General features: G+C 61.0%; 25 protein-coding genes. 7 read left to right on the forward strand and 18 right to left on the reverse strand.

What is annotated here, in order from left to right:
- Nucleotides 1–93: 93 nt before the first annotated feature.
- The 9 genes from CVS28_RS07040 to CVS28_RS07080 form a co-directional block, all read right to left on the reverse strand.
- Nucleotides 94–2,592, reverse strand: coding sequence for a GDSL-type esterase/lipase family protein (locus tag CVS28_RS07040; protein ID WP_103481113.1), 2,499 nt, complete (start codon nt 2,590–2,592; stop codon nt 94–96).
- Between the two features lie 158 nt (nt 2,593–2,750).
- A complete protein-coding gene (locus CVS28_RS07045; protein WP_103481114.1) occupies nt 2,751–3,329 on the reverse strand; it encodes a DUF1990 family protein in 579 nt (192 codons plus the stop codon).
- Nucleotides 3,313–3,720 carry an MmcQ/YjbR family DNA-binding protein gene (locus CVS28_RS07050; RefSeq protein ID WP_341476401.1) on the reverse strand — a complete coding sequence of 136 codons (408 nt, stop codon included), beginning with the start codon at nt 3,718–3,720 and terminating at the stop codon, nt 3,313–3,315. The genes CVS28_RS07045 and CVS28_RS07050 overlap by 17 nt, the downstream gene beginning before the upstream one ends.
- The gene (locus CVS28_RS07055) at nt 3,717–4,322 is read right to left on the reverse strand and encodes a dihydrofolate reductase family protein (protein ID WP_103481115.1); all 606 of its coding nucleotides are present in this window, start codon (nt 4,320–4,322) and stop codon (nt 3,717–3,719) included. Before CVS28_RS07055 ends, CVS28_RS07050 begins: the two co-directional genes overlap by 4 nt.
- A gap of 24 nt (nt 4,323–4,346) precedes the next feature.
- Nucleotides 4,347–5,024 carry a polysaccharide deacetylase family protein gene (locus CVS28_RS07060; RefSeq protein WP_243399745.1) on the reverse strand — a complete coding sequence of 226 codons (678 nt, stop codon included), beginning with the start codon at nt 5,022–5,024 and terminating at the stop codon, nt 4,347–4,349.
- Nucleotides 5,025–5,307: 283 nt separating this feature from the next.
- Nucleotides 5,308–5,724 (reverse strand): CoA-binding protein, encoded by a 417-nt coding sequence (locus CVS28_RS07065; protein WP_103465350.1) that lies wholly within the window; start codon nt 5,722–5,724, stop codon nt 5,308–5,310.
- Between the two features lie 65 nt (nt 5,725–5,789).
- On the reverse strand, nt 5,790–6,281 hold the full coding sequence (locus tag CVS28_RS07070) for an SUKH-4 family immunity protein (RefSeq protein WP_103465349.1): 492 nt from the start codon (nt 6,279–6,281) through the stop codon (nt 5,790–5,792).
- A gap of 60 nt (nt 6,282–6,341) precedes the next feature.
- Complete coding sequence (locus tag CVS28_RS07075; protein ID WP_103481117.1) at nt 6,342–7,148, reverse strand: carbon-nitrogen hydrolase family protein; 807 nt, start codon at nt 7,146–7,148, stop codon at nt 6,342–6,344.
- Between the two features lie 157 nt (nt 7,149–7,305).
- A complete protein-coding gene (locus CVS28_RS07080) occupies nt 7,306–8,595 on the reverse strand; it encodes an adenylosuccinate synthase (RefSeq protein ID WP_103465347.1) in 1,290 nt (429 codons plus the stop codon).
- 334 nt (nt 8,596–8,929) lie between these two features.
- On the opposite strand from CVS28_RS07080, the gene CVS28_RS07085 reads away from it, so the two are divergent.
- A complete protein-coding gene (locus CVS28_RS07085; protein WP_165788096.1) occupies nt 8,930–9,421 on the forward strand; it encodes a MarR family winged helix-turn-helix transcriptional regulator in 492 nt (163 codons plus the stop codon).
- Nucleotides 9,422–9,457: 36 nt separating this feature from the next.
- Nucleotides 9,458–10,258: an SDR family oxidoreductase gene (locus tag CVS28_RS07090; RefSeq protein ID WP_103465345.1), complete on the forward strand. Its 801-nt coding sequence runs from the start codon at nt 9,458–9,460 to the stop codon at nt 10,256–10,258.
- Between the two features lie 127 nt (nt 10,259–10,385).
- On the opposite strand, the gene CVS28_RS07095 is transcribed toward CVS28_RS07090, so the two are convergent.
- The 3 genes from CVS28_RS07095 to CVS28_RS07105 all read right to left on the reverse strand — a co-directional run bounded on the left by CVS28_RS07095 (nt 10,386) and on the right by CVS28_RS07105 (nt 12,600).
- Nucleotides 10,386–10,811 (reverse strand): DUF3151 domain-containing protein, encoded by a 426-nt coding sequence (locus tag CVS28_RS07095; RefSeq protein ID WP_103465344.1) that lies wholly within the window; start codon nt 10,809–10,811, stop codon nt 10,386–10,388.
- Entirely contained in the window at nt 10,812–11,834 is a 1,023-nt protein-coding gene (gene fbaA, locus CVS28_RS07100) for a class II fructose-bisphosphate aldolase (protein WP_103465343.1), read from the reverse strand.
- A 160-nt stretch (nt 11,835–11,994) separates the two neighbouring features.
- On the reverse strand, nt 11,995–12,600 hold the full coding sequence (locus CVS28_RS07105; RefSeq protein ID WP_207767488.1) for a TrmH family RNA methyltransferase: 606 nt from the start codon (nt 12,598–12,600) through the stop codon (nt 11,995–11,997).
- 201 nt (nt 12,601–12,801) lie between these two features.
- On the opposite strand from CVS28_RS07105, the gene CVS28_RS07110 reads away from it, so the two are divergent.
- Nucleotides 12,802–13,596 carry an HAD-IIA family hydrolase gene (locus CVS28_RS07110; RefSeq protein ID WP_103465341.1) on the forward strand — a complete coding sequence of 265 codons (795 nt, stop codon included), beginning with the start codon at nt 12,802–12,804 and terminating at the stop codon, nt 13,594–13,596.
- A gap of 66 nt (nt 13,597–13,662) precedes the next feature.
- Here CVS28_RS07110 and CVS28_RS07115 read toward each other — a convergent pair whose 3' ends face one another.
- The 3 genes from CVS28_RS07115 to pyrE form a co-directional block, all read right to left on the reverse strand.
- Nucleotides 13,663–14,325 carry a hypothetical protein gene (locus CVS28_RS07115; RefSeq protein WP_103465340.1) on the reverse strand — a complete coding sequence of 221 codons (663 nt, stop codon included), beginning with the start codon at nt 14,323–14,325 and terminating at the stop codon, nt 13,663–13,665.
- 407 nt (nt 14,326–14,732) lie between these two features.
- Nucleotides 14,733–15,353, reverse strand: a complete 621-nt coding sequence (locus CVS28_RS07120; protein ID WP_103465405.1) for a thymidine kinase — start codon at nt 15,351–15,353, stop codon at nt 14,733–14,735.
- A 111-nt stretch (nt 15,354–15,464) separates the two neighbouring features.
- Entirely contained in the window at nt 15,465–16,031 is a 567-nt protein-coding gene (pyrE, locus tag CVS28_RS07125; protein ID WP_103465339.1) for an orotate phosphoribosyltransferase, read from the reverse strand.
- A gap of 196 nt (nt 16,032–16,227) precedes the next feature.
- Here pyrE and CVS28_RS07130 point away from each other — a divergent pair, with 196 nt between their 5' ends.
- Together CVS28_RS07130 and nadE are read left to right on the forward strand one after the other, a co-directional pair.
- Nucleotides 16,228–16,722 carry a cupin domain-containing protein gene (locus tag CVS28_RS07130; RefSeq protein ID WP_207767481.1) on the forward strand — a complete coding sequence of 165 codons (495 nt, stop codon included), beginning with the start codon at nt 16,228–16,230 and terminating at the stop codon, nt 16,720–16,722.
- A gap of 69 nt (nt 16,723–16,791) precedes the next feature.
- Nucleotides 16,792–17,613 carry an ammonia-dependent NAD(+) synthetase gene (gene nadE, locus CVS28_RS07135; RefSeq protein ID WP_103465338.1) on the forward strand — a complete coding sequence of 274 codons (822 nt, stop codon included), beginning with the start codon at nt 16,792–16,794 and terminating at the stop codon, nt 17,611–17,613.
- A gap of 20 nt (nt 17,614–17,633) precedes the next feature.
- Here the strand turns inward: nadE and CVS28_RS07140 are convergent, their stop codons facing one another.
- From CVS28_RS07140 to CVS28_RS07150, 3 genes are all read right to left on the reverse strand, one after another.
- Nucleotides 17,634–18,524 carry a glycine betaine ABC transporter substrate-binding protein gene (locus CVS28_RS07140; RefSeq protein WP_103465337.1) on the reverse strand — a complete coding sequence of 297 codons (891 nt, stop codon included), beginning with the start codon at nt 18,522–18,524 and terminating at the stop codon, nt 17,634–17,636.
- Between the two features lie 73 nt (nt 18,525–18,597).
- Nucleotides 18,598–19,452, reverse strand: a complete 855-nt coding sequence (locus CVS28_RS07145) for an ABC transporter permease (RefSeq protein ID WP_103465336.1) — start codon at nt 19,450–19,452, stop codon at nt 18,598–18,600.
- Nucleotides 19,449–20,786: a quaternary amine ABC transporter ATP-binding protein gene (locus CVS28_RS07150; RefSeq protein WP_423716388.1), complete on the reverse strand. Its 1,338-nt coding sequence runs from the start codon at nt 20,784–20,786 to the stop codon at nt 19,449–19,451. Before CVS28_RS07150 ends, CVS28_RS07145 begins: the two co-directional genes overlap by 4 nt.
- 86 nt (nt 20,787–20,872) lie before the next feature.
- Between CVS28_RS07150 and CVS28_RS19390 the strand changes: the two genes are divergently transcribed.
- Complete coding sequence (locus CVS28_RS19390) at nt 20,873–21,268, forward strand: hypothetical protein (protein ID WP_133159077.1); 396 nt, start codon at nt 20,873–20,875, stop codon at nt 21,266–21,268.
- A gap of 91 nt (nt 21,269–21,359) precedes the next feature.
- On the forward strand, nt 21,360–22,163 hold the full coding sequence (locus tag CVS28_RS07155) for an exodeoxyribonuclease III (protein WP_103465335.1): 804 nt from the start codon (nt 21,360–21,362) through the stop codon (nt 22,161–22,163).
- Nucleotide 22,164: the final 1 nt, after the last annotated feature.

Consider the following 22,164-nt stretch of genomic DNA (forward strand, 5'->3'; position numbering starts at 1 on the left):
CTGGGCCCACGCGCCCGAGGAACCCAAAACCCCGGTCATCTCACGAGAGATGACCGGGGTTTCATATTCTGGATAGTCGGTGTGTTGCGCCGATTAGGCGTGGGAAGAGTTCCGGCGTCGGCTGACGACCGACAGGGCACCGGCCAGCAGGACTGCTAGGCCACCGAGCAGAAACGGGGTGGTTCCTGCACCTGTCGTGGCCAGGTTATTGCCAGCCTGGTGGCTGACGCTCTGGTTTCCAGCCATGGTGGTGCTGGCTGTGGATGCACCAGTTGCCGATGCCGTGCCAACAGCTGCGGCAACCGTCAACTCGGCGCTGGTTTCAGCTGTTTCACCATTCGCATCGGTGCCGGTAATGATCAGCGTATGCACACCGGCGGGAACGGCGGTTGGCAGCTTCGCCGTCAATGTGACGACGCCGTTGGGGGCCACCACCGCGGTTCCCAAGACAACAGGGTCCGAATGCAAGGTAAATGTAGCAGTAGTGCCCGGCTTAAAGTTGCTTCCTGTCATCGTCAACTCACCTCCGGCAACCGCCGAGGTGCCACTCAATGAAACGGTGGGCTCACCGACCACCGGGGCCGAAGGAGCGGAAGTCGGCGCGACCGTCGCTGTGAAAGTGGGAGCCACCGTAGGGCCAACAGTCGGGGTGGCGGTGGGAGCCACAGTCGGCGCGACAGTGGGATCAACAGTGGGATCAACCGTCGGGGCGGCGGTCACGGCAAACGTCACCACCACCGGCGCCTTTGAGACGGCACCTGTTGCAGCCACCGTGACAGTGCCAGCGGGGCAGCTTGCCGCGATGCTGACGTTGGCCGCGAAAACCCCGGCCGCGTTGGCCTTGACGGTGGCCGGAACTGCCACGCAACCACCGGCAAAGCTGATTTCCTCACCGCCGGCAAAACCCGAACCAGTGATCAATGCCGCAGAACCGGCTGCAACTGCAACCGCCGGGCCTGTCGCCGCTGGCGCGAACGCCTGGGTGAATGGCGCAACGTCAACTGCCTTGGCCAGTGCCGCGTACCCGGCAACGCTCAGGTGGATCTTGTCGCCGCTCTCGTAGACGGGAAGGATGCGCTCGGGATCGGCCGGGTCGGCGACCGCCGCGGAGAAGTCCACCACGGCGTCGAACTCTCCGCTGGTCATGATCCAGTTGTTGGTGGTGGTGCGCACCATTTCGCGGGCTGCGGTGAAGGAGGCCACACCCTTGGTGGGTGTCATGGTGGCGCCGTACACCTTCAATCCTGCGGCACGCGCCTGCGCGATGATGTTGCGGTACCCCGCGATCAGGCGATCGCTGTTGGCGCCGTCGGGAATGTCATTGATGCCTTCAAAAAGGAACACGGATGTCACGCCAGGAACGGCGGCCACGTCGTAGGCGAACCGCGTGGTGGCGGCCATGCCTCGGTTCTTGGCACCGCCAGCCTCAAAGGTCACCCGGTTGGAGCTGATGCCTGCATTGACCATGGCGATGGACGAATCACGGGCGTTGATCTTGTCGGCGAGCTGCGCCGGCCAGTTGTTAAATCCGTTGGTGCTGGACCCCCAACCGTCGGTGATGGAGTCCCCCAAGGCAACCGTGGAACCCTTCGCCGTTGCGGAAATGACGTCAATGCCCTTGAGGAAGAAATACTGCGAGGCTCCCTGGGTGAAGCTGGCGTTGGCGGTGTCCGCAGCGTGGTTGCCGTCAGCAATGCCGTTGGAGACGATTCCGAGGTTGTGATAGGTGGATACCGGAATGGTCCCGGAAACAAAAACGCTGACCAACAGGTTGGTGTCGGTCTTCACCGGCACGTTCAACGCGTCGCTGACAACCTCCCCACCGGCGGGGATGGTGACTGTGGTGGCACCGCCAAACTTGAACGCGGACGGGGCTGCCGTGGCTGTGAGCCCGGTGCCCTGATAGCCAACAGTTGCCGAGCCGACCACCAGTGGTGCCGTGCCAAAACGGTTGGACAAAGTGATCCGCTGCGCGTTGCCGGCCAAGTTGGGCCGGACCACCATGCGGATGGTCTTGTCCGTCAGCGACGGGCCACCATCGGTTAAGGCTGTTCCCCATGCCGTGACACGGGTGATGCTGTTCTTTGCCAGCGCCCAGCGTTGAGTGGCGGCAGCTCCTGCCACATTTGAAACCACATCAAGCGCCGCCGCATCGGCAACATCTGCGGCCCGCCCCGAAGCAACATTGACCAGTGTGTAGCCGTCCGCCCCGGCGGTCATCCGCCAGCGCTGACTGGGCATTTCGGCACAGTTTTCCTGTGTCAGTGCGGCTCCGGCAGTTGCTGCATCCTGCAGGCACAATCCGCTGTTGTTGCTGCTGAGCTTGTACACACCGGGGGCAGTCTGCGCCACCCACCACGACTGGCCGGCAGTTCCCCGCGGGGCATCCTCAACAATCTTGGCTCCGGTAGAGATGGAGACGCCGTTGACGTGGAGGTTCTTTGCGGTTGAAACGTTGGTCAGGGAATAGGCGCCGGGTGCAACAGCCGTGGGCAAGGCTGCCGCCTGAACCGATTGAGCACCCACAGGAAGAACCACCGCCCCGGCAAGCGCTAGGGCCGAAACGGCCACGGCAATGGTTAGTTTGCGCATCAAATACTCCTCAAGAAGGAAGACGGATCCGCACGGCCCCAGAACTAGGGCATGTGACTTACCTCACCGAACGGCTAGTCCATGTTATCCATGCCAAACGTGGATGTCCTATGTCCGATGAATTGTTACGCCCCACTAGCCCGCGAGGTGAAGAGCCTCTAGAAGCCGCCCACCAGCCCACGGGCAGCCTGCAGGTAGGATCGGGTGACGCCCGCCTGGGTCAGCTTGGTCACCGGGGAGCCCAAGGCGTAGATGAGTCCAGCCGGCTTGCTGAAGGCCAACAGCCTAAAGTAGACGCCGCCGTCGGAGGTCTTCATGGCAATAAAGGCCTCCTCACCCAGCGCCGGATGCCCCGGCAAGGTGCCGTAGCCAAAGCCGGCCATCTGAATGTCAGACCCATCGGGGCCTTGGACGGTGCACGGTTCCATGGCCCACACCACCTCGCACGGCACCGGGAGGCGAAGGTTTCCCACGCCAAATCCACTCACCACCGTGGCACCCGCCACTGCGCGCGGCGGAGCGCTGACCTGCAGGCCGGACCGGCGCTGGATCTGCCAAGTCATAATCCCCTCGGTCAGCGCCACAAAGGCCTCCTGCCCGGCACCCACGGCGAGGGTCTTGTCCACATGGGCAAACCCTGCTGGCCAGTGCGCGGACTCAGCGGTCTTTTGCGCCACCAAACGAGTCAGCCCCAGATACGGGTAGTCAAGGGTGCCGCGACTAGCTTTTGGCGACATATGCGCTCCACTCCAATGCAAGTTGTTGTTTCTTAGGCAGGCCCGCCACCACCAAATCGTAGGAGTCTTCCATCATCTCCAACACCATGACCGCATCTACGGCAGAGGTGTCCACAGTGTTCCAGTGTCGCTTGTTCAGGTGGTAGCCGGCGGTGATTCCCGGGTTGGCGGCGCGCAAGGCCGGCGCCAGCTCGGGGTCACATTTGAAACTGATCAGCAGCGGCGTGGCATCCAAATTGCCCAGCGCAAAAATCTTGGCTGTCCACTGCTCCCCGCCGCTGCTGGGCGCCCTGACCTTGAAGACGCTGATGTCCTCACCGAAGGGAAAGTCTTCAAAGCAGCCGGTCAATGCGAGCGCCGCAGCCCGTAGCTCCGCCGCACGCAGGCTCACTGCCCGGCACCGGCCGCGGAGGAACCGGCCGCGGAGGAACCGCCGCCGGACGGCAGAACGTCATAGTGAAGCATGGCGAATGGGCCGTGCTGCGCCGCGCTGCGCAACTTGATCCTGTCGGAGCCAACGGTACGCGGCAGTAGCAACGCGCCGCCGTCCAGTGTGGCGGGGGCCAGGGTGATGACGAGTTCGTCCAAGGCGTTGATGTCCAGAAACTGCCCGGCGAGGTCTCCACCGCCCACAACCCAGACGTCGAGGTCCCCGGAGGCTTCCTTGATCTCCTCAAGCGCTGCCGAAACGGGGCCGTTGACGAAGCGCACGTCAGCCCCCTCGGGCACGGGCAGGGTCCGCGAGGTGAACACGTAGGTGGGCTTGGTGCCGTAGAACTGCCGCCATTTGGCCGGTTCGGCGAGCAGGTTCTCATGCTTGAGCACCCACTCGTAAGTGGACGAGCCTTCCACAAAAACACCCATGGTGTCCATGAACGCGGCGATGTCCGGCCCTTCCTCCCCCTCAACGGCAAACAGCCAGTCAAGGGAGTGGTGCTGGTCCGCCAGATAACCATTGATCGTTGAGGCCGTGTAGTAAACAATGCGCGTCATGGTGTTAACGCTACCTGCTGCCGACTACTTCGTGGCCAGGTAATCTTCCAGCAGCACAACCTTGAGCCCGGCAGCCTTTTGAGCCTTCAAGAATGCGTCAAGGTCCGCCGGGAATTCCGGGCGGAAGTGCATGAGCACAATGTCTCCGGGGCGCAGCCCAGCACCCACCTGATAGTCCATTCCGCCGGAATTTGCCTTGGTTTCCCAATCAACCACGGCTTTCATGCCGCATTCAGCCACGGCCTGGCGGACAGAGTTCGTGTAGGGACCGCCCGGCGGGCGAAAGAACACCGGACGGCGCCCATACTGCTGTTCCGCAAAGTCCGCCATGCCACAAATTTCGGCTTTTTGCTGTTCGTAGCTCAGGTGAATGAAGGCCAGGTTGTGGCTCATGGTGTGATTCTCAATCAGATGCCCGGCCTGAGTGTATTTCTTGTAGAACTGCGGATCCCCGGCAACGAACGTGTTGGCCAGAAAAAGTGAGGCCTTGATGCCGTTTTTCTCCAACAAGGCCAGGTCCGAGTCCCGCTTCACAGCGCCGTCGTCAATGGTCAAGAAAACCACTTTTTGCTCTGTGGGAACCTTTGTCAGCACAGGAACCATGCCGTTTTCAATGGGCGGCAGCACATAGTCCGGGACGAGTCCATCCAAGGTGTCAACGCGCCCGGTTGCCGGATTGATGGCGGGGGCTGCTGTTGGCATGGGCGACGCCGGAGCTGAGGTTGGGCTTGGCGTGGCACTTTTCGCCGAGGCGCTTTGGGCAGTACCCGAAGCGGCAGTAGCTAAAGCGGCCGGATCTGAAGAGGCCGGACCCGCTGGCGTGACACTGGCTTGCCTGGAAGGCATGGTAGTCACCCACCAGACGCCTGTTGCCACGAGGGCAAGCGCCAGTACAAGAATGACAAGCGCAATCAAACGGCCCTGGTGGCGGGAATAGTCAAGGTGGCGAGGCATACAGTTCTTCCTGGGATTCGGGGCTTGCGGCTTAGAGGCCCAGCTTTGCTGACTCGATTTTGGGGCAGGTATCCATGACAACATCTAGCCCGGCAAGCAGGGCGCGCTGCGCTGCTTGCTCATCCACAACTCCCAATTGCAGCCAGACAGCCTTGGCACCAACGGCAATGGCCTCATCAACCACGGCACCAACCCTGCTGGAATTGACGAAGCAATCCACCACGTCAATGGTTCCGGGGACCAGGGAAAGCTTCGTGTAGCCCTTGGCGCCGTGAACGTCGTCGCCCTTCAGGCTCACGGGGATGATCTCCTGGCCAAGATGCTGCTGGAGAAAATGGGAAACACCCAAAGCAGCGCGCAACGGATTGTTGGACAGGCCCACCACCGCCCACCGGCCCGGAGTAGTCAGGAGCCGGCGGATCACGTCTGGGTCGTTAAGCTGAGCCATGCTTTGAGCCTAGTGGCTGCGGGGGCAGATGTGGCTGAAGGTTACGGCGGTTCGCGCACGGGGAACTAAGCGTCGGAGCGGACTTCTTCCACCTCTTCGAAGAAGTCACTGTCGTCGTCTTCTTCGATCTCATCAACATCCACATAGTCATCGCTGGTGAGTTCCTCGGCATACAGGGCCCAGAATTCATTGGGCGCCGCAGCGGGCGGATCCAGCACCTTCAGTTGCTGTTCAAAGGACTTCTTGACGGCTGAAAAGTCCTCGTCATCCTCGGGCCCCACCGTGTCCCTGTCAATGGCGCCCCAGGCAGCCACAATCTTTGGCAGTGTTTCCAGAGACGACGCTATGAGTGATTCGTCGTCCTCGCAGACGTAGCGCACCGATCCGTTGGTACGGTCCACCACCACAAACTGAAAGTCACCATCATTGCAGACAACTGCCCGGCCGGCAGCGTCATCGGCGAACGGTGGCTTGAGCCATTGCCCGTCCAGCGGCACGTCTTCCAACGCCACTGGAAACATGGTTTCCAACACCGCCCAAATCTTGGAGTCGTTCATGATTTCCTCCTGCCCTTAGTCCCGACACTAATCACAGCGATATCTTTCGTCAACGGTGACTTAGCCCGCCGGGACCACCAATGTGCTGCTTTCAAAACGCCGGTTGCGCAAAACGGGCAGGAATTCGCGGACTTCCTCTAGTCGCCGATGCGTGACATCTGCTGTGGCAATGCCTTCGGGTTCTTCGTTGAGGAAGTCGGCCGGAATGCCCATGGGGTCCAAGATCGCGGAATGGCCGATACAGTGATCGCTGGAGGTTCCAGCCGCGGCAACCCAGCACGTGTTTTCAATGGCGCGGGCCTTCAGCAGCGTCTCCCAATGATCAACCTTGTGCTCGCCCTTGAACCAGGCCGCCGAAACGCACAACAGCTCCGCCCCGGCCACGGCCAAGGACCTGGCCAGCTCGGGGAATCGGAGGTCATAGCAGGTCATCAGGCCCACCTTGAATCCACCAATGTCCACCACGGTGATGCCGCGGTCACTGGGCTTGATCCTTGACGATTCCTGGTAGGAGAACGCATCGTAAAGGTGCAGCTTGCGGTATGTGCCTAGGATCCCGCCGTCGTCATCCACCGCCACAACGGTGTTGTAGGGGCGCGCTTCCCCACTGGATTCATAGCCGCCGGCAATGACGGCAATGCCGGCGTCGGCGGCCATCATGGATATGCCCTGCACAAAGGTGGTCCAGTGGGCGTCAACGGCCGTGGCAAAGTCCCCGGATACCCGGCCCACGGAGAACATGGCTTCTTCCGGAAACAGGATCAGCTTGCTGCCCTCCTGTGCCGCAGCAACGCAGAGTCGGCGCATGGTGGCGAGGTTCTGTGCAACTTCGCCGCCCGGATTGAGCTGCCCAACGCTGACCTTCATGACATCTCCTTCGACCAGCCAACACCATCTGCCATCAAGCCTAGTCGTGTTGGTGCCCGGCAGACCACGGGGAGTGGCAAAGCTGGGCAAAACAAAAGGCGTGTTCGACGCCGGAACTTGGGTTCCGTCCGTCGAACACGCCTTTTGGCAGTGGCTATTAGTCCTTGATGAGGTCGTAGCGCACGATGGTCTGGTCGCGGGCCGGGCCAACACCAATGGCCGAGAGCCGGGTGCCGGACATGGCTTCAAGCGCCAGCACGTAGTTGCGTGCATTCTCGGGCAGGTCTTCAAGGGTGCGGGCCGTGGTGATGTCCTCGGTCCAGCCTGGGAAGTACTCGAAAATGGGCTTGGCGTGGTGGAACTCGGTCTGCGTCATGGGCATTTCATCGTGGCGGACACCGTCAACGTCGTAAGCGACACAAACGGGGATCTGCTCGATGCCTGTCAGCACGTCAAGCTTGGTGACAAAGTAGTCCGTGAAGCCGTTGACGCGGGAAGCGTGGCGAGCCAAGACGGCGTCGTACCAGCCACAACGACGCGGGCGGCCGGTGTTCACACCAAACTCGCCACCGGTGGTCTGCAAGTACAGGCCCATGTCATCGAAGAGTTCCGTGGGGAACGGGCCGGCACCAACACGCGTGGTGTAAGCCTTGATGATGCCCACGGCGCGGGTGATGCGGGTGGGGCCAATGCCTGAACCAACTGACGCGCCACCGGCGGTCGGGTTGGAGGAGGTCACGAACGGGTAGGTGCCGTGGTCAACGTCCAAGAACGTTGCCTGGCCGCCTTCCATGAGCACTACTTCGCCGCGATCAAGGGCCTCATTGAGCACAAATGTTGCGTCAATAACCATGGGGCGCACGCGCTCGGCGAAGGCCAGGAAGTACTCCACCACCTCGTCAACTTCCACGGCGCGGCGGTTGTAGACCTTCACCAGCAGCTCGTTCTTCTGCTTGAGGGAGCCTTCCACCTTTTGGCGCAGGATCGACTCGTCAAAGAGGTCCTGAACCCGGATACCAAGGCGGGCCACCTTGTCCATGTACGCCGGGCCAATGCCGCGGCCCGTGGTGCCAATGGCGCGGCTGCCCAGAAAACGCTCAGTGACTTTGTCCAATACCTGGTGGTACGGGGCCACCAGGTGGGCGTTGGCGGAAATGCGCAGCTTGGACGTGTCCGCGCCGCGGGCCTCAAGGCCCTCGATTTCCTCAAACAACGCCTCGAGATTCACAACACAGCCATTGCCAATAATGGGTGTTGCGTTGGGGCTCAAAATTCCGGCAGGAAGGAGCTTGAGCTCATACTTCTCACCGCCTACGACCACTGTGTGCCCGGCGTTGTTTCCACCATTGGGCTTCACTACATAGTCGACCAAACCACCCAAAAGATCTGTGGCCTTGCCTTTACCTTCGTCACCCCACTGGGCGCCGACGATTACGATTGCTGGCATGGGACCCTCCCCCTTGCTCATAAGTTGAGCCGGGCACTGCAGAGGCCGGTGGTTGTTCCACCGTGCAGTGTCCGGGCACGAAAATGCCCCTTGGAAACCACCGGCCTTCCTCTGCAATTGCTGAAGAAGGCAGTCAGTCAAGGGGGTCTTACCTCCTGAGTTTACCGGAATGCTCTAGCTCACGCACATTGACCGCACTGGGTGGACGACGCCGGAGCCTCCCCGCATTGTTTTCCGCTGCGAGAACGCCATGGCACAGCAGTGCTGTTCTTGCGGCATCTTAAGCGATATACTGTCTTCAGGACATTATATCCATGGCCGTTTAAGGAGAAAAGTGCTTTCCAACGACAAGAGCACGCAAGTCACCGCTGACAGTGCCGCGCTCATCGCCTCACTGAGTCGCGTGCTGGCCGAATGGACGGCGCCGGAATTTCTCACGGCAGTGGCCGCACGCGAAGGCGTGGCCCTTGATCCAGGCGCCATCACCATGATCACCATGCTTTCGCACAACGGGCCACTGCGACCTTCCCACCTGGCGACCAGCATGGTGACCGGAGCCTCGAATATCAGCAAAATTGTTGGCCGGCTTTCCAGCGCTGGCCTCGTGGAGCGAGTCGCCGACCCCGCCGATGCCAGGGCGCAACGGGTGCAGTTGAGCGCTGCCGGTCACAAAGTTGCCGCTGCGTTGGTCCGGGCCGGCAATGGTTTGGTTGACCAGCTCCTGGACGGCTGGCCGGAACCGGACCGCGCAGAGTTCACGCGCCTCCTGGCGAAATTCGAGAAATCCACCATCGTGTTGTCCGCACGGCTGGGCAACAAGCCCTAATTTTTATCCAAGCAACAACTCCCAAGGAGTTTTGATATGACAAGCACCACCACTCCCCGCACATACATTGTCACCGGCGCAGGATCTGGAATCGGCGCCTCAACCGCTGCCCTGCTGCGTGAACGCGGCGAGACAGTTATCGGCGTTGACCTCAAGGGCGCCGAAGTTGAAGCCGACCTCAGCACAGCTGCGGGCCGTAAGTCCGCCGCCGAAAGTGCCATCGACTTGGCCGGGGGCAGCATTGACGCCGTCATCGCCTGTGCCGGTATCGCAGCACCGATCCCCTTGACAGTAAGCGTCAACTACTTCGGCGTCACCGAATTCCTCGAGTATCTGGCCCCCGTCCTGGCCAAAAGCCCGGCGCCGCGTGCCGCCGTCGTCAGCTCTGCTGCGTCCCTGCAGACCAACTCTCCTGAACTCGTCGAGGCTCTGCTGTCAGGAGACGAAGCCAAAGCCTTGGAAATCGGCGCCGCTTTGGCCGCCGAGGGCCCCCGCTCCGGATACTTGAACTACCCCTCCAGCAAGCGCGCCCTGAGCCGCTGGGTGCGCCGCGAATCCATCACCAAGCGGTGGGCCGGGGCTGGTATCCCGCTTAACGCCGTTGCCCCGGGCACAGTCATCTCGCCGATGACCGAGAAGATGCTCGCCACCGAAGAGGGCCGGAAGATGGTTGATGACAGCATGCCCATGCCGTTGAACTACCATTCGGAGGCCATCGTGCTGGCCCGGCTGCTCGCCTGGCTGACCAGCGTAGAAAACACGCACACCACCGGGCAGACCATCTACATCGACGGCGGCGTTGACGCAACACTGCGCGGGGACAACATCTGGGACTAACCACCGTCCCTCACGCGAGCTGCCCCAGTCACCAAACAAAAATGCCACCGATCCCGCAAAATGCCACCGGTATATCGGTGGCATAAAGCGGGATCGGTGGCATTTTTAGATGCCTTGAACCGAAACGCTACAGAGCGGCCTCGATCGCGGCGGTTGCCAGCGGATCGGAGTCGTTCAGGAACGTAGCAATGCGGGCTGCTTCATCGGACTCGCCGATGGCTCCCGCTGCACGACCCAACGCGTACAGCGCACGCAGGAAACCGCGGTTGCCTTCGTGGGCGTACGGCACCGGGCCGGTGCCGCGCCAGCCATTGCGGCGCAGCGAATCCAGGCCGCGGTGGTAACCGGTGCGTGCGTACGCGTAGGACTCAATGGTCCGTCCCTCCGCATACGCCTCGTCAGCCAAAATGGCCCACAAAAGCGAGGACGTGGGATTGGCGGCAGCCAAATCCACTGCCTCATCCCCCGCATCCAAACGTGCCTGGACATCTTCTTCGACCGGGAGCAATGTGGGCTCCGGGCCGAGGAGGTTCTTGCGGAAATCGTCCGACATTTACTTGAACGTCTTGCCTGCGGAGCCGAGCTGCGAAGCAGCTTCAACAACGCGTGCTGCCAGGCCCTTTTCGGCCGAGGCTCCCCAGACGCGGGGATCGTAAAGCTTCTTGTTGCCGACTTCGCCATCAACCTTCAGGACGCCTGAGTAGTTGGAGAACATGTGGTCAACCACGGGGCGCGTGTACGCGTACTGGGTGTCCGTGTCGATGTTCATCTTGATGACACCGTAAGCAACAGCGTCAGCAATTTCCTGGTCGGAGGAGCCGGAACCGCCGTGGAAGACCAAGTCGAACGGGCTAGCCTTGCCAACCTTGGCGCCAACAGCTGCCTGGATTTCCTTCAGGATCTCCGGGCGCAGCTTCACGTTGCCGGCCTTGTAAACGCCGTGCACGTTGCCGAAGGTCAAGGCCGTGATGTAACGGCCGTTCTCGCCGGAGCCCAGGGCTTCAACAGTGGCCAGGCCGTCTTCAATGGTGGAGTACAGCTTGTCGTTGATGGCGTTCTCGACGCCGTCTTCCTCGCCGCCAACAGCACCAATCTCAACTTCAAGGATCATCTTGGCTGCGTGGGTGCGGGCCAGCAGTTCGCGGCCAATGCGCAGGTTCTCTTCGAGGGTCTCGGCGGAACCATCCCACATGTGGGAGTTGAAGATGGGGTCGCGGCCGGCGGCTACTTCACGCTCGGAAGCTTCCAGCAAGGGCAGCACAAAGCCATCCAACTTGTCCTTGGGGCAGTGATCGGTGTGCAGGGCCACGTTGATCGGGTAATTCTTGGCAACTTCGCGTGCGAACGCGGCGAAGGCCAAGGAACCGGCAACCATGTCCTTGACGCTGGCGCCGGACCAGTAGGCTGCTCCACCTGTTGAAACCTGGATGATGCCGTCGGTGCCGGCGTCGGCGAAGCCCTGCAGGGTTGCATTGAGCGTCTGGGATGACGTCACGTTGACCGCCGGGTAGGCGAAGCCGCCAGCCTTGGCGCGGTCGATCATTTCGGCATACTTGTCCGGTGTTGCAATGGGCATTGAGAGCTCCTATGGGCTGAACGGTACTAAGAGGCTGACGACAGGCCAGCCTCCCGCATGGCTTCTCCCATCTTAGCGATTGCGCTCACGGTGTCGAAGAAGATGAAGTTACCGCCCAGCTTGTGGACATTTATTGCCGTACGACGCCGGCCCGGCCCACCTAGGAGACGGGCTGGTTAAACACGTGTCGGCGCACCCAAGCGTGCATGGCGATGCCAGCCGCGGACGCTGCGTTGATGGAGCGGGTGGAACCAAATTGCTCAATGGACAGCGTGGTTTGGGCCGCCGCGTGAACTTCCTCGCTCAGCCCTGGGCCTTCCTGGCCAAACACCAAAACACAGTTCCGGGGAAGCTCGTAAGTCTCCAGCTTTTCCGAGTCCGGGAAAATATCGATGCCGATGATGGCCAGGCCCTCACCCTGCGCCCAGGCCACAAAGTCCGCAACTGTGGGGTGGTGGCGGACGTGCTGGTACCTGTCGGTGACCATGGCGCCACGCTTGTTCCACCGGCGCTTGCCAATGATGTGCACTTCCTTGGCCAGGAACGCATTGGCCGTGCGCACCACTGTGCCGATGTTCATGTCATGCTGCCAGTTTTCAATGGCCACATGGAAGTCATGGCGCCGGGTGTCCAGCTCGGCAACAATGGCTTCCATGGTCCAGTACCTGTACTGATCCAGCACGTTGCGGCGGTCTCCCCCGGCCAACAGTTCCGGATCCCAATGGTCCCCCTGCGGCAGCTCTCCTTCCCACGGCCCAACACCCACTTCGTGGTGCGGTTCAACATATTCAGGCGCCTCGGTGGACGCTGAGTTCTCGGGCGCGGGGGAAGTGGTGTCGCTGGAATTACTCACCGGTTAACTTTAGCCGCTGCGCCGCCGGCGCATTCCCCAGCCGCTGTTTCCACGGTATACGGGCGAATCTGCAAGACTGGTGCTAGAGAGATCCATCCCCCATCAGGAGGAACTATGAGCAAGGCGCAGAATCGCCAGCCCGCAGACATCGAGTGCTGGCTCACGGACATGGACGGCGTGCTGGTCCATGAAAATAAGGCAGTCCCCGGTGCAGCCGAGCTGATCCAGCGTTGGGTGGACACGTCCAAGCGCTTTTTGGTGCTGACCAACAACTCCATTTTCACCCCTCGGGATCTGGCCGCCCGGTTGAAAGCCTCGGGGCTTGAAGTTCCGGAAGAGAATCTGTGGACGTCGGCCCTGGCTACAGCCCAGTTCTTGAAATCGCAGATGCCGCACGGGCGCGCCTTCGTCATTGGCGAGGCCGGATTGACCACGGCACTGCACGAGGCCGGCTTCATTCTCACCGACCAGAACCCGGACTATGTGGTGTTGGGTGAGACCCGCAGCTACTCGTTCGAGGCCATCACCCAGGCCATCCGCCTCATTGGCAATGGTGCGCGCTTCATCTGCACCAACCCGGACGCCACCGGCCCGTCCCGCGAGGGTCCGCTGCCCGCCACCGGCGCCGTTGCTGCTTTGATCACCAAGGCAACAGGCCGGGAACCGTACATTGTGGGCAAGCCCAACCCCATGATGTTCCGCTCCGCGATGAATAGGATTGAGGCCCACTCGGAAACCACAGCCATGATCGGTGACCGCATGGATACGGACATCATCGCGGGGATGGAGGCCGGGCTGCACACGGTGCTGGTTTTGACCGGGATCACCCAGCCCGAGCACATTGACGCGTACCCGTTCCGTCCGGACCAGGTCATGAACTCCGTGGCGGATCTCATCTCGGAGATTTAGCCCCTCCCCCACCTTGACGTGGCCGCCCATCCTCACATGGTTGCTGGGCGGCCGCGCACAGACTGACTAGGCTGCTGGCCTCAATGAAGCAATGATGGCCGTCAAGGCCTGCTTGTTGTTGTTCCATTCGGAAGCCAGGGCCTCTACTGTAAGCCTGTGCGAAACACCTGAATTGTCGTAGGCAACAAAGTATTCGCCTTCAATGGCTCCCTTGTAGCTCAGGCACGTATACCCGTAGCTGTAGCCGTACATGCCATCTCGCTCGACGGTGGCAGGTTCCTGGGTGTATGCAAAGTCCCCCACGCAGCCAAAGCCGGAGGTGCCGCGCATGTAGATGAGCTCATCCTGCGAGGCGTCCAGCTGGGCCGCAAAGCCCTGGTCAATTGCCTTGTGAATTTTCTCCTGAGTGACGGCGCCCTCCGGACGGGCTCCTGCCTCATAGACAAAAAGGGCTGATGCATCCTTTTCGGTGTTGATGGCACTGAAACGCTCTGCGGGCTTGCTGCCGTCCTCATTGATTACGGTGACGTTTTGACTGTTTTGAATCCAGCCCTCTGGATACTGGAAGTAGGCGGAAGTGGTGGTGGCCTCCACCACGTTTGCTGATTTACCTCCACTAAACATGCCAGCGATCAACACCACCACAACAATCGTGACGGCCATAACCGCCACCCCACCACCAACAAGAATCCAAGGCAGCACAGACTTCTTCTTGGGCAATGGCGGCATGCCACTAGGGGCTCCGTAGTATGGCTGCGCATAAGGGTTTGCCCCTTGCGGGAACTGGCCCGGCTGCTGCGACTGACCAGGATGGGGTTGGCCCTGCGGGTAGCTTTGACGATTGTCGGGTTGCGGATAGCCACTTTGCGCCGGTTGCCCAAGCTGCGCGTTGTTCTCAGAATTCTCTACGGGCTGGCCCGGCCACGGCGGCTGCATTGACATGGGGGTGATCTCCTTCAGTCGCACGGCCTCGACAGGCCGCGCCATGTCCCGAGCCTATGCGTCAGCGCAAGTCGACGCGATGGGGACAAGTGCCCACGCGGTCTAAGTGAGCAGCTGACTCAAAAGTGCACAAGAAATCCTGGTGGGCGTACAGCAATGTGCACGTCCACCAGGATTTTTTGGCCAACTGAGGATCAGAGCCTGCCGCCGGACGCTTCCAAATAGCACTTTCCGCAGAGCGACTCGTACCAAACGTCGGCACCATCGATGGCTACCTGCTCGCCGTCGAACACCACGTCCTGCCCCACGCGGCGGGTGTTGAAGATGGCCTTGCGGCCGCAGCGGCAGATGGTCTTGAGCTCTTCCAGAGCATGCGCAATTTCAAAAAGGCGTGCCGCTCCCGGGAAAGCACGAGTTTTGAAATCCGTGCGAATGCCATAGGCAATAACCGGCACGCCGTCCTCCACTGCAATCCTGAACAGGTCATCGACCTGCTGTGGGGTGAGGAATTGGGCCTCGTCAATGAGCAGGCACGCCACGGGTGCCACATCCACATGCTGCACGAGCGCCTCGGGGTCATCGCCAGCAGCATGGGCGGCAAATTGGGCGCGGGCGTCGTCTCCGGGCTGGAGCAGGAAGTCCACATCACGTGACATGCCGAGCCGGGACACAATCTCCCCCGCACCCTTGGTGTCAACACCAGGCTTGGCAAGCAGGACCCGTTGTCCCCGCTCCTCATAATTGAACGCCACCTGCAACAAGCCCGTGGACTTGCCCGAGTTCATGGCGCCGTAACGGAAGTAAAGCTTGGCCAACGTGGATCCTTTCAAACTTCATGTTCGATGCCGGTTCGGGTTGCCGGACGGGCTGGGTTCGGTGCCGGACCGCCACCTGCGCTGTTGCCTCACCGAAGCGTGTGGGAAGGCTTAGTCCAGGCCGAGCTCGTCCTTGCCGAAGATGAACAGGTACGGAACCCCGGCTTCGGCTTCAATGCGTTCCTTGGCGCCTGTGTCGCGGTCAACGATCACGGCGACGGCGACGATGTTGCCGCCTGCCTTGCGTACGCCTTCAACGGCTGTCAGGGCGGAGCCGCCCGTGGTGGAGGTGTCCTCGAGGACTACCACGTTGCGCCCGTCAACGCTGGGGCCTTCAACCTGGCGGCCCATGCCGTAGGACTTCTGGGCTTTGCGGACCACGAAGGCGTCAATGGCGCGGCCAGCGTCGCCAGCTGCGTGCATGAGGGCTGTGCCGACGGGGTCGGCGCCCATGGTCAGGCCGCCGGCATTTTCAAACTCGATGCCGGCGTCATCCAGCATCGCCAGCATGACGCGGCCAGCCAAACGGGAAGCCTCGTGGTGGAGGGTGATGCGGCGCAGGTCAATGTAGTAGTCGGCTTCCTTGCCCGACGACAAGATCACTTTGCCGTGAACAACGGCCAGTTCCTTGACGAGTTCGAGCAGGCGGGCACGATCGGCAGCGAGAGTCTGTGTCATGGCAACTATTCTACCGGGGGCTGTTTGGGCAAGCTGTACACGCTGGCACCGAACGCACGCTTGGGCGCAACTGGCAGCTGCCCGAAACGTCAGCCAAAATGCGTTCGCGGGCCTCGGCATTGGACCTAGGCGGATGGTGCAATTTGCCCTGTTTCGGCTATTCCGGAGCCGGATTTGTGGGCGTAAAGTCTGAGTCATGACTACACCAGCTCCCGGCCCTCACGTGCTTCGCGCCGGAGAGGGCGACGTCACCGGCGAACCCGGGTTGCTTGATCGGTACCTCCTGGAAAGTGCCGCGTCGGGCGGGCTTGTCACGATGGTCGAACACGTGCTGGCGCCGCGGGTCCTCGCCGCACCGCTGCATCGGCACAGCCGAGAGGATGAGTACACCTTTGTACTCGACGGCACGCTTGGAGTGATCGAAGACGGGGTGGAGATCACCGCGACCGTCGGCGACCTTGTGTCGAAACCGCGAGGACGCTGGCACACGTTCTGGAACGCCGGCGACGACACCCTCCGCGTGCTCGAGATCATCTCACCGGGCGGACTTGAGAAGCTTTTCCGGCGGCTCGGCGAGCCCGGTGGTGAATACGACCCTGAGACGCTCACCCCGATTGCCGCTGCGTACGGATGCGAGTTGGATTTCGAGGGGACCATGCCGCTCGTGGAGAAGCACGGGTTGGTGTTCTGAGCGGCGTCGGCGTCACTGTAATTGCGCGCACGCAACACCGCCGAAATACGCGCACGCTACGCTAGTCACATGCGCGAACTACAGGCACAGATCATTGGCGAACTTGGCGTCCAGGCGGTCATCGACCCCCAGTCGGAAATCACACGGCGGGTGACGTTCCTGAAGGATTACCTCAAGGCCACGGGCACCAAGGGTTTTGTGTTGGGCATCAGTGGCGGGCTGGATTCCACCTTGGCCGGCCGTTTGGCGCAATTGGCCGTTGAGGAGCTGGCGGCGGAGGGCATCGACGCCAATTTCATTGCCGTGCGGCTGCCGTACGGTGTTCAGCATGATGAAGCTGACGCGCAAAGAGCACTGGAATTCATCAACCCCAAGACGGCGCAGACGTTTAATATTGCCCCGGCTGTGGACGGCTTTGAGGCTGAGTTCGCCAAGACCGCCACAGAGGATGTCTCTGACTTCAATAAGGGCAACATCAAGGCCCGTTCCCGAATGATCGCCCAGTACGCATTGGCAGGCCACGACAACCTGCTGGTCATTGGCACAGATCATGCTGCTGAATCCGTCACCGGATTTTTCACCAAATTCGGCGACGGCGGGGCGGACATCCTGCCGCTGTTCACCCTGAACAAGCGCCAGAACCGGGCCCTGCTACACGAGTTGGGCGCCCCGGAACAGTTGTACAACAAGGTCCCCACGGCCGATCTGCTGGACGGCCGCCCGGGCCGTACCGACGAAGACGAGCTGGGGATCACTTATGACGAAATCGACGACTACCTCGAGGGAAAAGACATCCCCGAGGCAGCCGCCGAGTCGATCGAGCGCCGTTTCCGCCAGTCCCGCCACAAGCGCACTACGCCTGTGACACTTCTTGACTCCTGGTGGAAATAGCTCGTAGCGCCAGCTGGCCGCTATGCGGTCAGTGAGTCAACGTAGTCTTGGTTCTCGCTGATCCACTTCTGAATGATCGGCGTGTAATCCTTGGTGTCGGTGCCGTTGAACATGGCGTTCTCCAATGAATACAGCGTCTCCGAGTCCATCTTGAAGTTCTTCAACCAACCGTCAAGAACCGGGTAGTCCGTGTCGAAGTCCAGACGGGAGTAACCGTAGATACCTTCAGCCTCCCCCAGTGCGCCCTTGGGGTCCTTCAAATCCTTCACAGGGAAGGCGTCGTAGGCCCAGTGCGGACGCCACAGGGTGACTACAATGTTTTCACCCTTGCTGGTGGCCGTTTTCAGTTCGGAGAGCATGGCCGGAGTGGATGAGGTGATGTACTCCATTTTGTCCAGGCCGTAGCCGGGGATGACTTCCTCGGTGGTGACCTTGGTCAGGCCGGCTGCGGGCTCAATGCCAATGATCTTGTTGCCAAATTTGTCTGCGTTGGCCGCAAGTTCGTCGAGGGAGCTGATGGGTGCGTCTTCGTTGACGGCAATGGTCAGCGATGCTTCGTCATTCCACTGCCCTAGTTCGGTGATCTTCTCGCCGTATTCCTCCAGCAGGTCGGCGTGGGTGACAGGCAGCCAGGTGTCCAGCGTCAGATCGTAGTCGCCGGTGGAGAGGCCAGAGAACACGGGTGCGACGTCGGCGCTTTGCAAGGTGACGTCGTAGCCCTTCTGATCCAAAATCACTTTCCACAGCTCCGAGGCCGCGATGCCTTCATCCCAGCCGTTGAAGACGGCAATGGAGACATCCTTCTTGTCACCGTTCTCCACGGTGGCCGCCTCAGCGCCCGATCCACACGCACTCAGACCTAAGGCCAGTGTTGCCGCGATGGCGGCGAACCCCATAAATTTCTTGTTCATTGTTCATTCCTTTCATTGGCAGCGCTAAACACATTGCTGCCGCGATTGGTTTGTAAAACTCTTGTGGCCGCAGTTAGGCGGCTTTGGTGCTGGAGCGGGTCTTGCTCTTGCCGAAACTGGCTGTGACCCGGTCAAGGAAGATGGCCAGAATCACGACGGCGATGCCGGCTTCGAAGCCCAGTCCCGCATCGATGCGACTCAGGCTGGCAACAACGTCTCCACCCAGGCCGCCGGCACCGACCATGCCGGCAATGACCACCATGGACAGTGAGAGCATGATGACCTGGTTGACGCCAGCCATGATGGTGGGCCGGGCCAAGGGAAGCTGGATTTGGCGCAGGATGCGTCCTGGGCTGGAACCGAAAGCATGCCCTGCTTCAACCACTTCCTTGTCCACGCCACGGATGCCCAGCTCAGTGAGGCGGACACCTGGTGCCATGGAGAAGATGATGGTGGCGACGATGCCCGGCACCACGCCAACCCGGAACATGACCAGTGCCGGGATCAGGTAAACCATGGCGGGCATGGTTTGCATGAAGTCCATAATGGGCCGCACAATCGCCGACACCCGCAGGGAGCTGGCCGCCCAAATGCCCAACGGAACACTGATGGCCACTGCCACCACGGTTGCGATGATGACCAGGGCCAAAGAATCCATAGCATTTGACCATTGGTCCACGCCAACAATCACAGCAAAGCCCACAATGGTGCCCACGCCGAGCTTCCAACCACTGGCCCACCAGGCTATGGCGGCAAAAACAACAATGACTGCCCAGTAGGGCGGTGCGGCAAGCAGCCACTCAAGCCCGTCATAGGCGCCAACCAAAATACTGCGAATCAGGGCGAAGAAGCCCTCCAGCGATGTTGTCAGCCAGTCCAGGCCAACCTCAACCCAGTCGCCCAAGGGAATCCGAAAATCGGGGGTCATTTTGCCACTCCTTCATACTGAGCCAAAGCGGCCGTCACCATTTGTTCCGGGATGGGCGCAACAGCCACCTCAACCACAGGGAATTCGCCCGTTGTTGAGGGCACATTGCCCAACGCCGCCAGCAGCGTTACCCGGGGCAGGGCACCCACCAGGCGGCCGTCGTCGTCCACCACAGGCAGCGGAATGGGACTCTCAACGGCGCGGCCAAACAAATCGTTCAGGGCGGTCTCGGGGCTGACGGGTTCAATGCCGTTGCGCACCACGGCGGCCAAGTCGGTGGCACGCTTTTCCACCTGTGCCATGACATCGCGGTCGCGGACAATCCCCTGATATTTGCGGCGCCGGTCCACCACAAAGGCCGCCGAAACCTGCAGGTCGCGCATGGTTCGCAAGGCGTTGCGGGGGCCGCCGGAAATCGTGACAACAGCCAGCGGCGGTTCCATGACGACACCGGCAGTCAGGACACGGGTCCTGTCCACGTCCTGCACAAATTGGGCCACATAGTCGTTGGCCGGATTGGTCAGGATCTCATCCGGGGTGCCAATCTGGACGATCTCGCCGTCGCGCATGACGGCGATCCGATCGCCCAGGAACATGGCCTCGTTGAGGTCGTGGGTAATGAAAACAATGGTCTTGCCAAGCTCAGCCTGCAATACCACCAGCTGTTCCTGCATTTCGCGCCGGATCAGCGGGTCAAGGGCGGAAAATGCCTCATCCATGAGCAGAATGTCAGTCTCGGCGCACAGGGCGCGGGCCAAACCCACACGCTGCTGCATGCCGCCGGAGAGCTCAGAGGGGTACTTTTCGCCCCATCCACCAAGCCCCACCATGGACAAAACCTTCTCGGCCCGGGCTGTGCGCTCTGCCTTGGCAACGCCCTGAATTTCCAACGCGTAGGCGGCGTTTTCCATCACTGTGCGGTGCGGGAGCAGGGCAAAATGCTGGAAGACCATGGAGATCTTCTCTTGGCGGACCTTGCGCAGTTCCTTGTCACTGATGGCGGAAATGTCTGTTCCACCAACCACCACGGAACCTTGGGTGGGTGCCCACAGCCCGTTCAGAGTGCGGATCAAGGTGGATTTTCCAGAGCCGGAAAGGCCCATGACCACGAAGATCTCGCCCTTTTTGACGTCAAAACTGGCGTCGATGACGGCGGCTGTGCCCAGCGCCGTGAGTTCGGCACGCTTCTTGCCCGACTTCAGGCGTTTGATGACTTCGGCTGGCCGCTTACCGAACACCTTGTAGACGTTGCGCACGCTCAGGGCGTTTTCTGCCTCGGTGCCGTCCTGTGTTGTTGATTCTTGATGACTTGCGTTGTGTGTTGCTTCGGACACGTAGTACCCATCTACGCAGCGCTCCGCCCCGAACGACTCAGCTTTCGCTCGTCTTCGGTGGTTTCAGCGCCGCAATTGGTGTTCTCGTGCTGCAGGCGTTGTTACGCGTCAAACTCTTCGCTTCCACGCATGCTCCGGCCGGAGCAGCAAGGAAAGACGGTTCCGCATTCAATGTGCGGAGAACGGGAAGCTATCCCTACCGCCAGTTCGAGCGCCTGAGTCTGGCTGCATCATTTTTCGCAAGTATTTTGCGAAAGTGTGAGCAGTTGCCCGCAGGCTTGTCGGTGTACTGGTTCGTCTTCAACGCTAACAAAGACACTTTCACTATCAGCGCAATAATCGCCGCTTTAGGGCACCGGACGACCCTCCATTGGTACCGTCCGCGCGCCCTGCCGGGACGAGGCAAGCGTTATGGCTTTGTGACCTTAGGCAATCAAACTGGATTGTCAGGGTATAACAAGGGTGTCTTCGCCCACTTTTGAGCACCTTTTCCACCACTTGCCGCGCACCGTGACGCGTGGCAAATGGGCCGGTACGGGCCATTTGGGCGGGTTAACTTGATAGCTTTGGTACGTGAAGATTGCTACCTGGAATGTGAACTCGTTGCGTGCCCGTGCCGACCGTGTGGAGGAGTGGCTGCGCCGCACCGATGCCGATGTGCTGGCCATCCAAGAAACCAAGTGCAAGGACGAGAACTTCCCTTGGGAGCTCTTTGAAAACAACGGCTACGAGGTGGCCCACTTTGGCTTCAGCCAGTGGAACGGCGTGGCCATCGCCTCCCGCGTGGGTTTGGCGGATGTAGAACGCACCTTTGTGAACCAGCCCGCGTTCGGCAAGGGCGGCAAGGATCCCGTCCAGGAGGCGCGGGCCATCGCCGCAACCTGCAACGGCGTTCGCATCTGGAGCCTGTACGTGCCCAATGGGCGCGCTCTGGATGACGAGCACATGCCGTACAAACTTCAGTGGCTCGATGAGCTCAAGAACCAGGCCACGGGCTGGCTCGCCGAGGACCCCAACGCCCAGATTGCGCTCATGGGTGATTGGAACATTGCCCCGCAGGACGACGACGTCTGGGACATCGACTTCTTCATCGAGCAGGGCCTGACCCACGTCAGCGCACCCGAGCGGGCAGCGTTCTCAGCGTTTGAAGCGGCAGGTTTTGCCGACGTCGTCCGTCCCTCAAATCCGGGTCCGGGCGTCTACACCTACTGGGACTACACACAGCTGCGCTTCCCCAAGCGCGAGGGCATGCGCATTGACTTTGTGCTGGCCTCCCCTGCACTGGCGGCCCGTGTCACGGCGGCTGAAATTGACCGCGAAGAACGCAAGGGCAAGGGCGCCTCGGACCACGCCCCGGTCATTGTGGAGCTGGACTAAA

This window comes from Arthrobacter glacialis (assembly GCF_002909415.1).
Lineage (GTDB): Bacteria > Actinomycetota > Actinomycetes > Actinomycetales > Micrococcaceae > Specibacter > Specibacter glacialis.

Excerpts from the sequence above, each read along its gene's own strand:
- nadE (WP_103465338.1), top strand. The coding sequence starts at position 16,792 with ATGCGCGAACTACAGGCACAGATCATTGGCGAACTTGGCGTCCAGGCG.
- CVS28_RS07145 (WP_103465336.1), bottom strand. The coding sequence starts at position 19,452 with ATGACCCCCGATTTTCGGATTCCCTTGGGCGACTGGGTTGAGGTTGGC.
- CVS28_RS07055 (WP_103481115.1), bottom strand. The coding sequence starts at position 4,322 with ATGACGCGCATTGTTTACTACACGGCCTCAACGATCAATGGTTATCTG.
- CVS28_RS07140 (WP_103465337.1), bottom strand. The coding sequence starts at position 18,524 with ATGAACAAGAAATTTATGGGGTTCGCCGCCATCGCGGCAACACTGGCC.
- CVS28_RS07065 (WP_103465350.1), bottom strand. The coding sequence starts at position 5,724 with ATGGCTCAGCTTAACGACCCAGACGTGATCCGCCGGCTCCTGACTACT.
- CVS28_RS07130 (WP_207767481.1), top strand. The coding sequence starts at position 16,228 with ATGACTACACCAGCTCCCGGCCCTCACGTGCTTCGCGCCGGAGAGGGC.
- CVS28_RS07070 (WP_103465349.1), bottom strand. The coding sequence starts at position 6,281 with ATGAACGACTCCAAGATTTGGGCGGTGTTGGAAACCATGTTTCCAGTG.
- CVS28_RS07095 (WP_103465344.1), bottom strand. The coding sequence starts at position 10,811 with ATGTCGGACGATTTCCGCAAGAACCTCCTCGGCCCGGAGCCCACATTG.
- fbaA (WP_103465343.1), bottom strand. The coding sequence starts at position 11,834 with ATGCCCATTGCAACACCGGACAAGTATGCCGAAATGATCGACCGCGCC.
- CVS28_RS07075 (WP_103481117.1), bottom strand. The coding sequence starts at position 7,148 with ATGAAGGTCAGCGTTGGGCAGCTCAATCCGGGCGGCGAAGTTGCACAG.
- CVS28_RS07080 (WP_103465347.1), bottom strand. The coding sequence starts at position 8,595 with ATGCCAGCAATCGTAATCGTCGGCGCCCAGTGGGGTGACGAAGGTAAA.
- CVS28_RS07060 (WP_243399745.1), bottom strand. The coding sequence starts at position 5,024 with ATGCCAACAGCAGCCCCCGCCATCAATCCGGCAACCGGGCGCGTTGAC.
- CVS28_RS07115 (WP_103465340.1), bottom strand. The coding sequence starts at position 14,325 with ATGCCGCCATTGCCCAAGAAGAAGTCTGTGCTGCCTTGGATTCTTGTT.
- pyrE (WP_103465339.1), bottom strand. The coding sequence starts at position 16,031 with ATGACACAGACTCTCGCTGCCGATCGTGCCCGCCTGCTCGAACTCGTC.
- CVS28_RS07110 (WP_103465341.1), top strand. The coding sequence starts at position 12,802 with ATGAGCAAGGCGCAGAATCGCCAGCCCGCAGACATCGAGTGCTGGCTC.
- CVS28_RS07090 (WP_103465345.1), top strand. The coding sequence starts at position 9,458 with ATGACAAGCACCACCACTCCCCGCACATACATTGTCACCGGCGCAGGA.
- CVS28_RS07045 (WP_103481114.1), bottom strand. The coding sequence starts at position 3,329 with ATGTCGCCAAAAGCTAGTCGCGGCACCCTTGACTACCCGTATCTGGGG.
- CVS28_RS07040 (WP_103481113.1), bottom strand. The coding sequence starts at position 2,592 with ATGCGCAAACTAACCATTGCCGTGGCCGTTTCGGCCCTAGCGCTTGCC.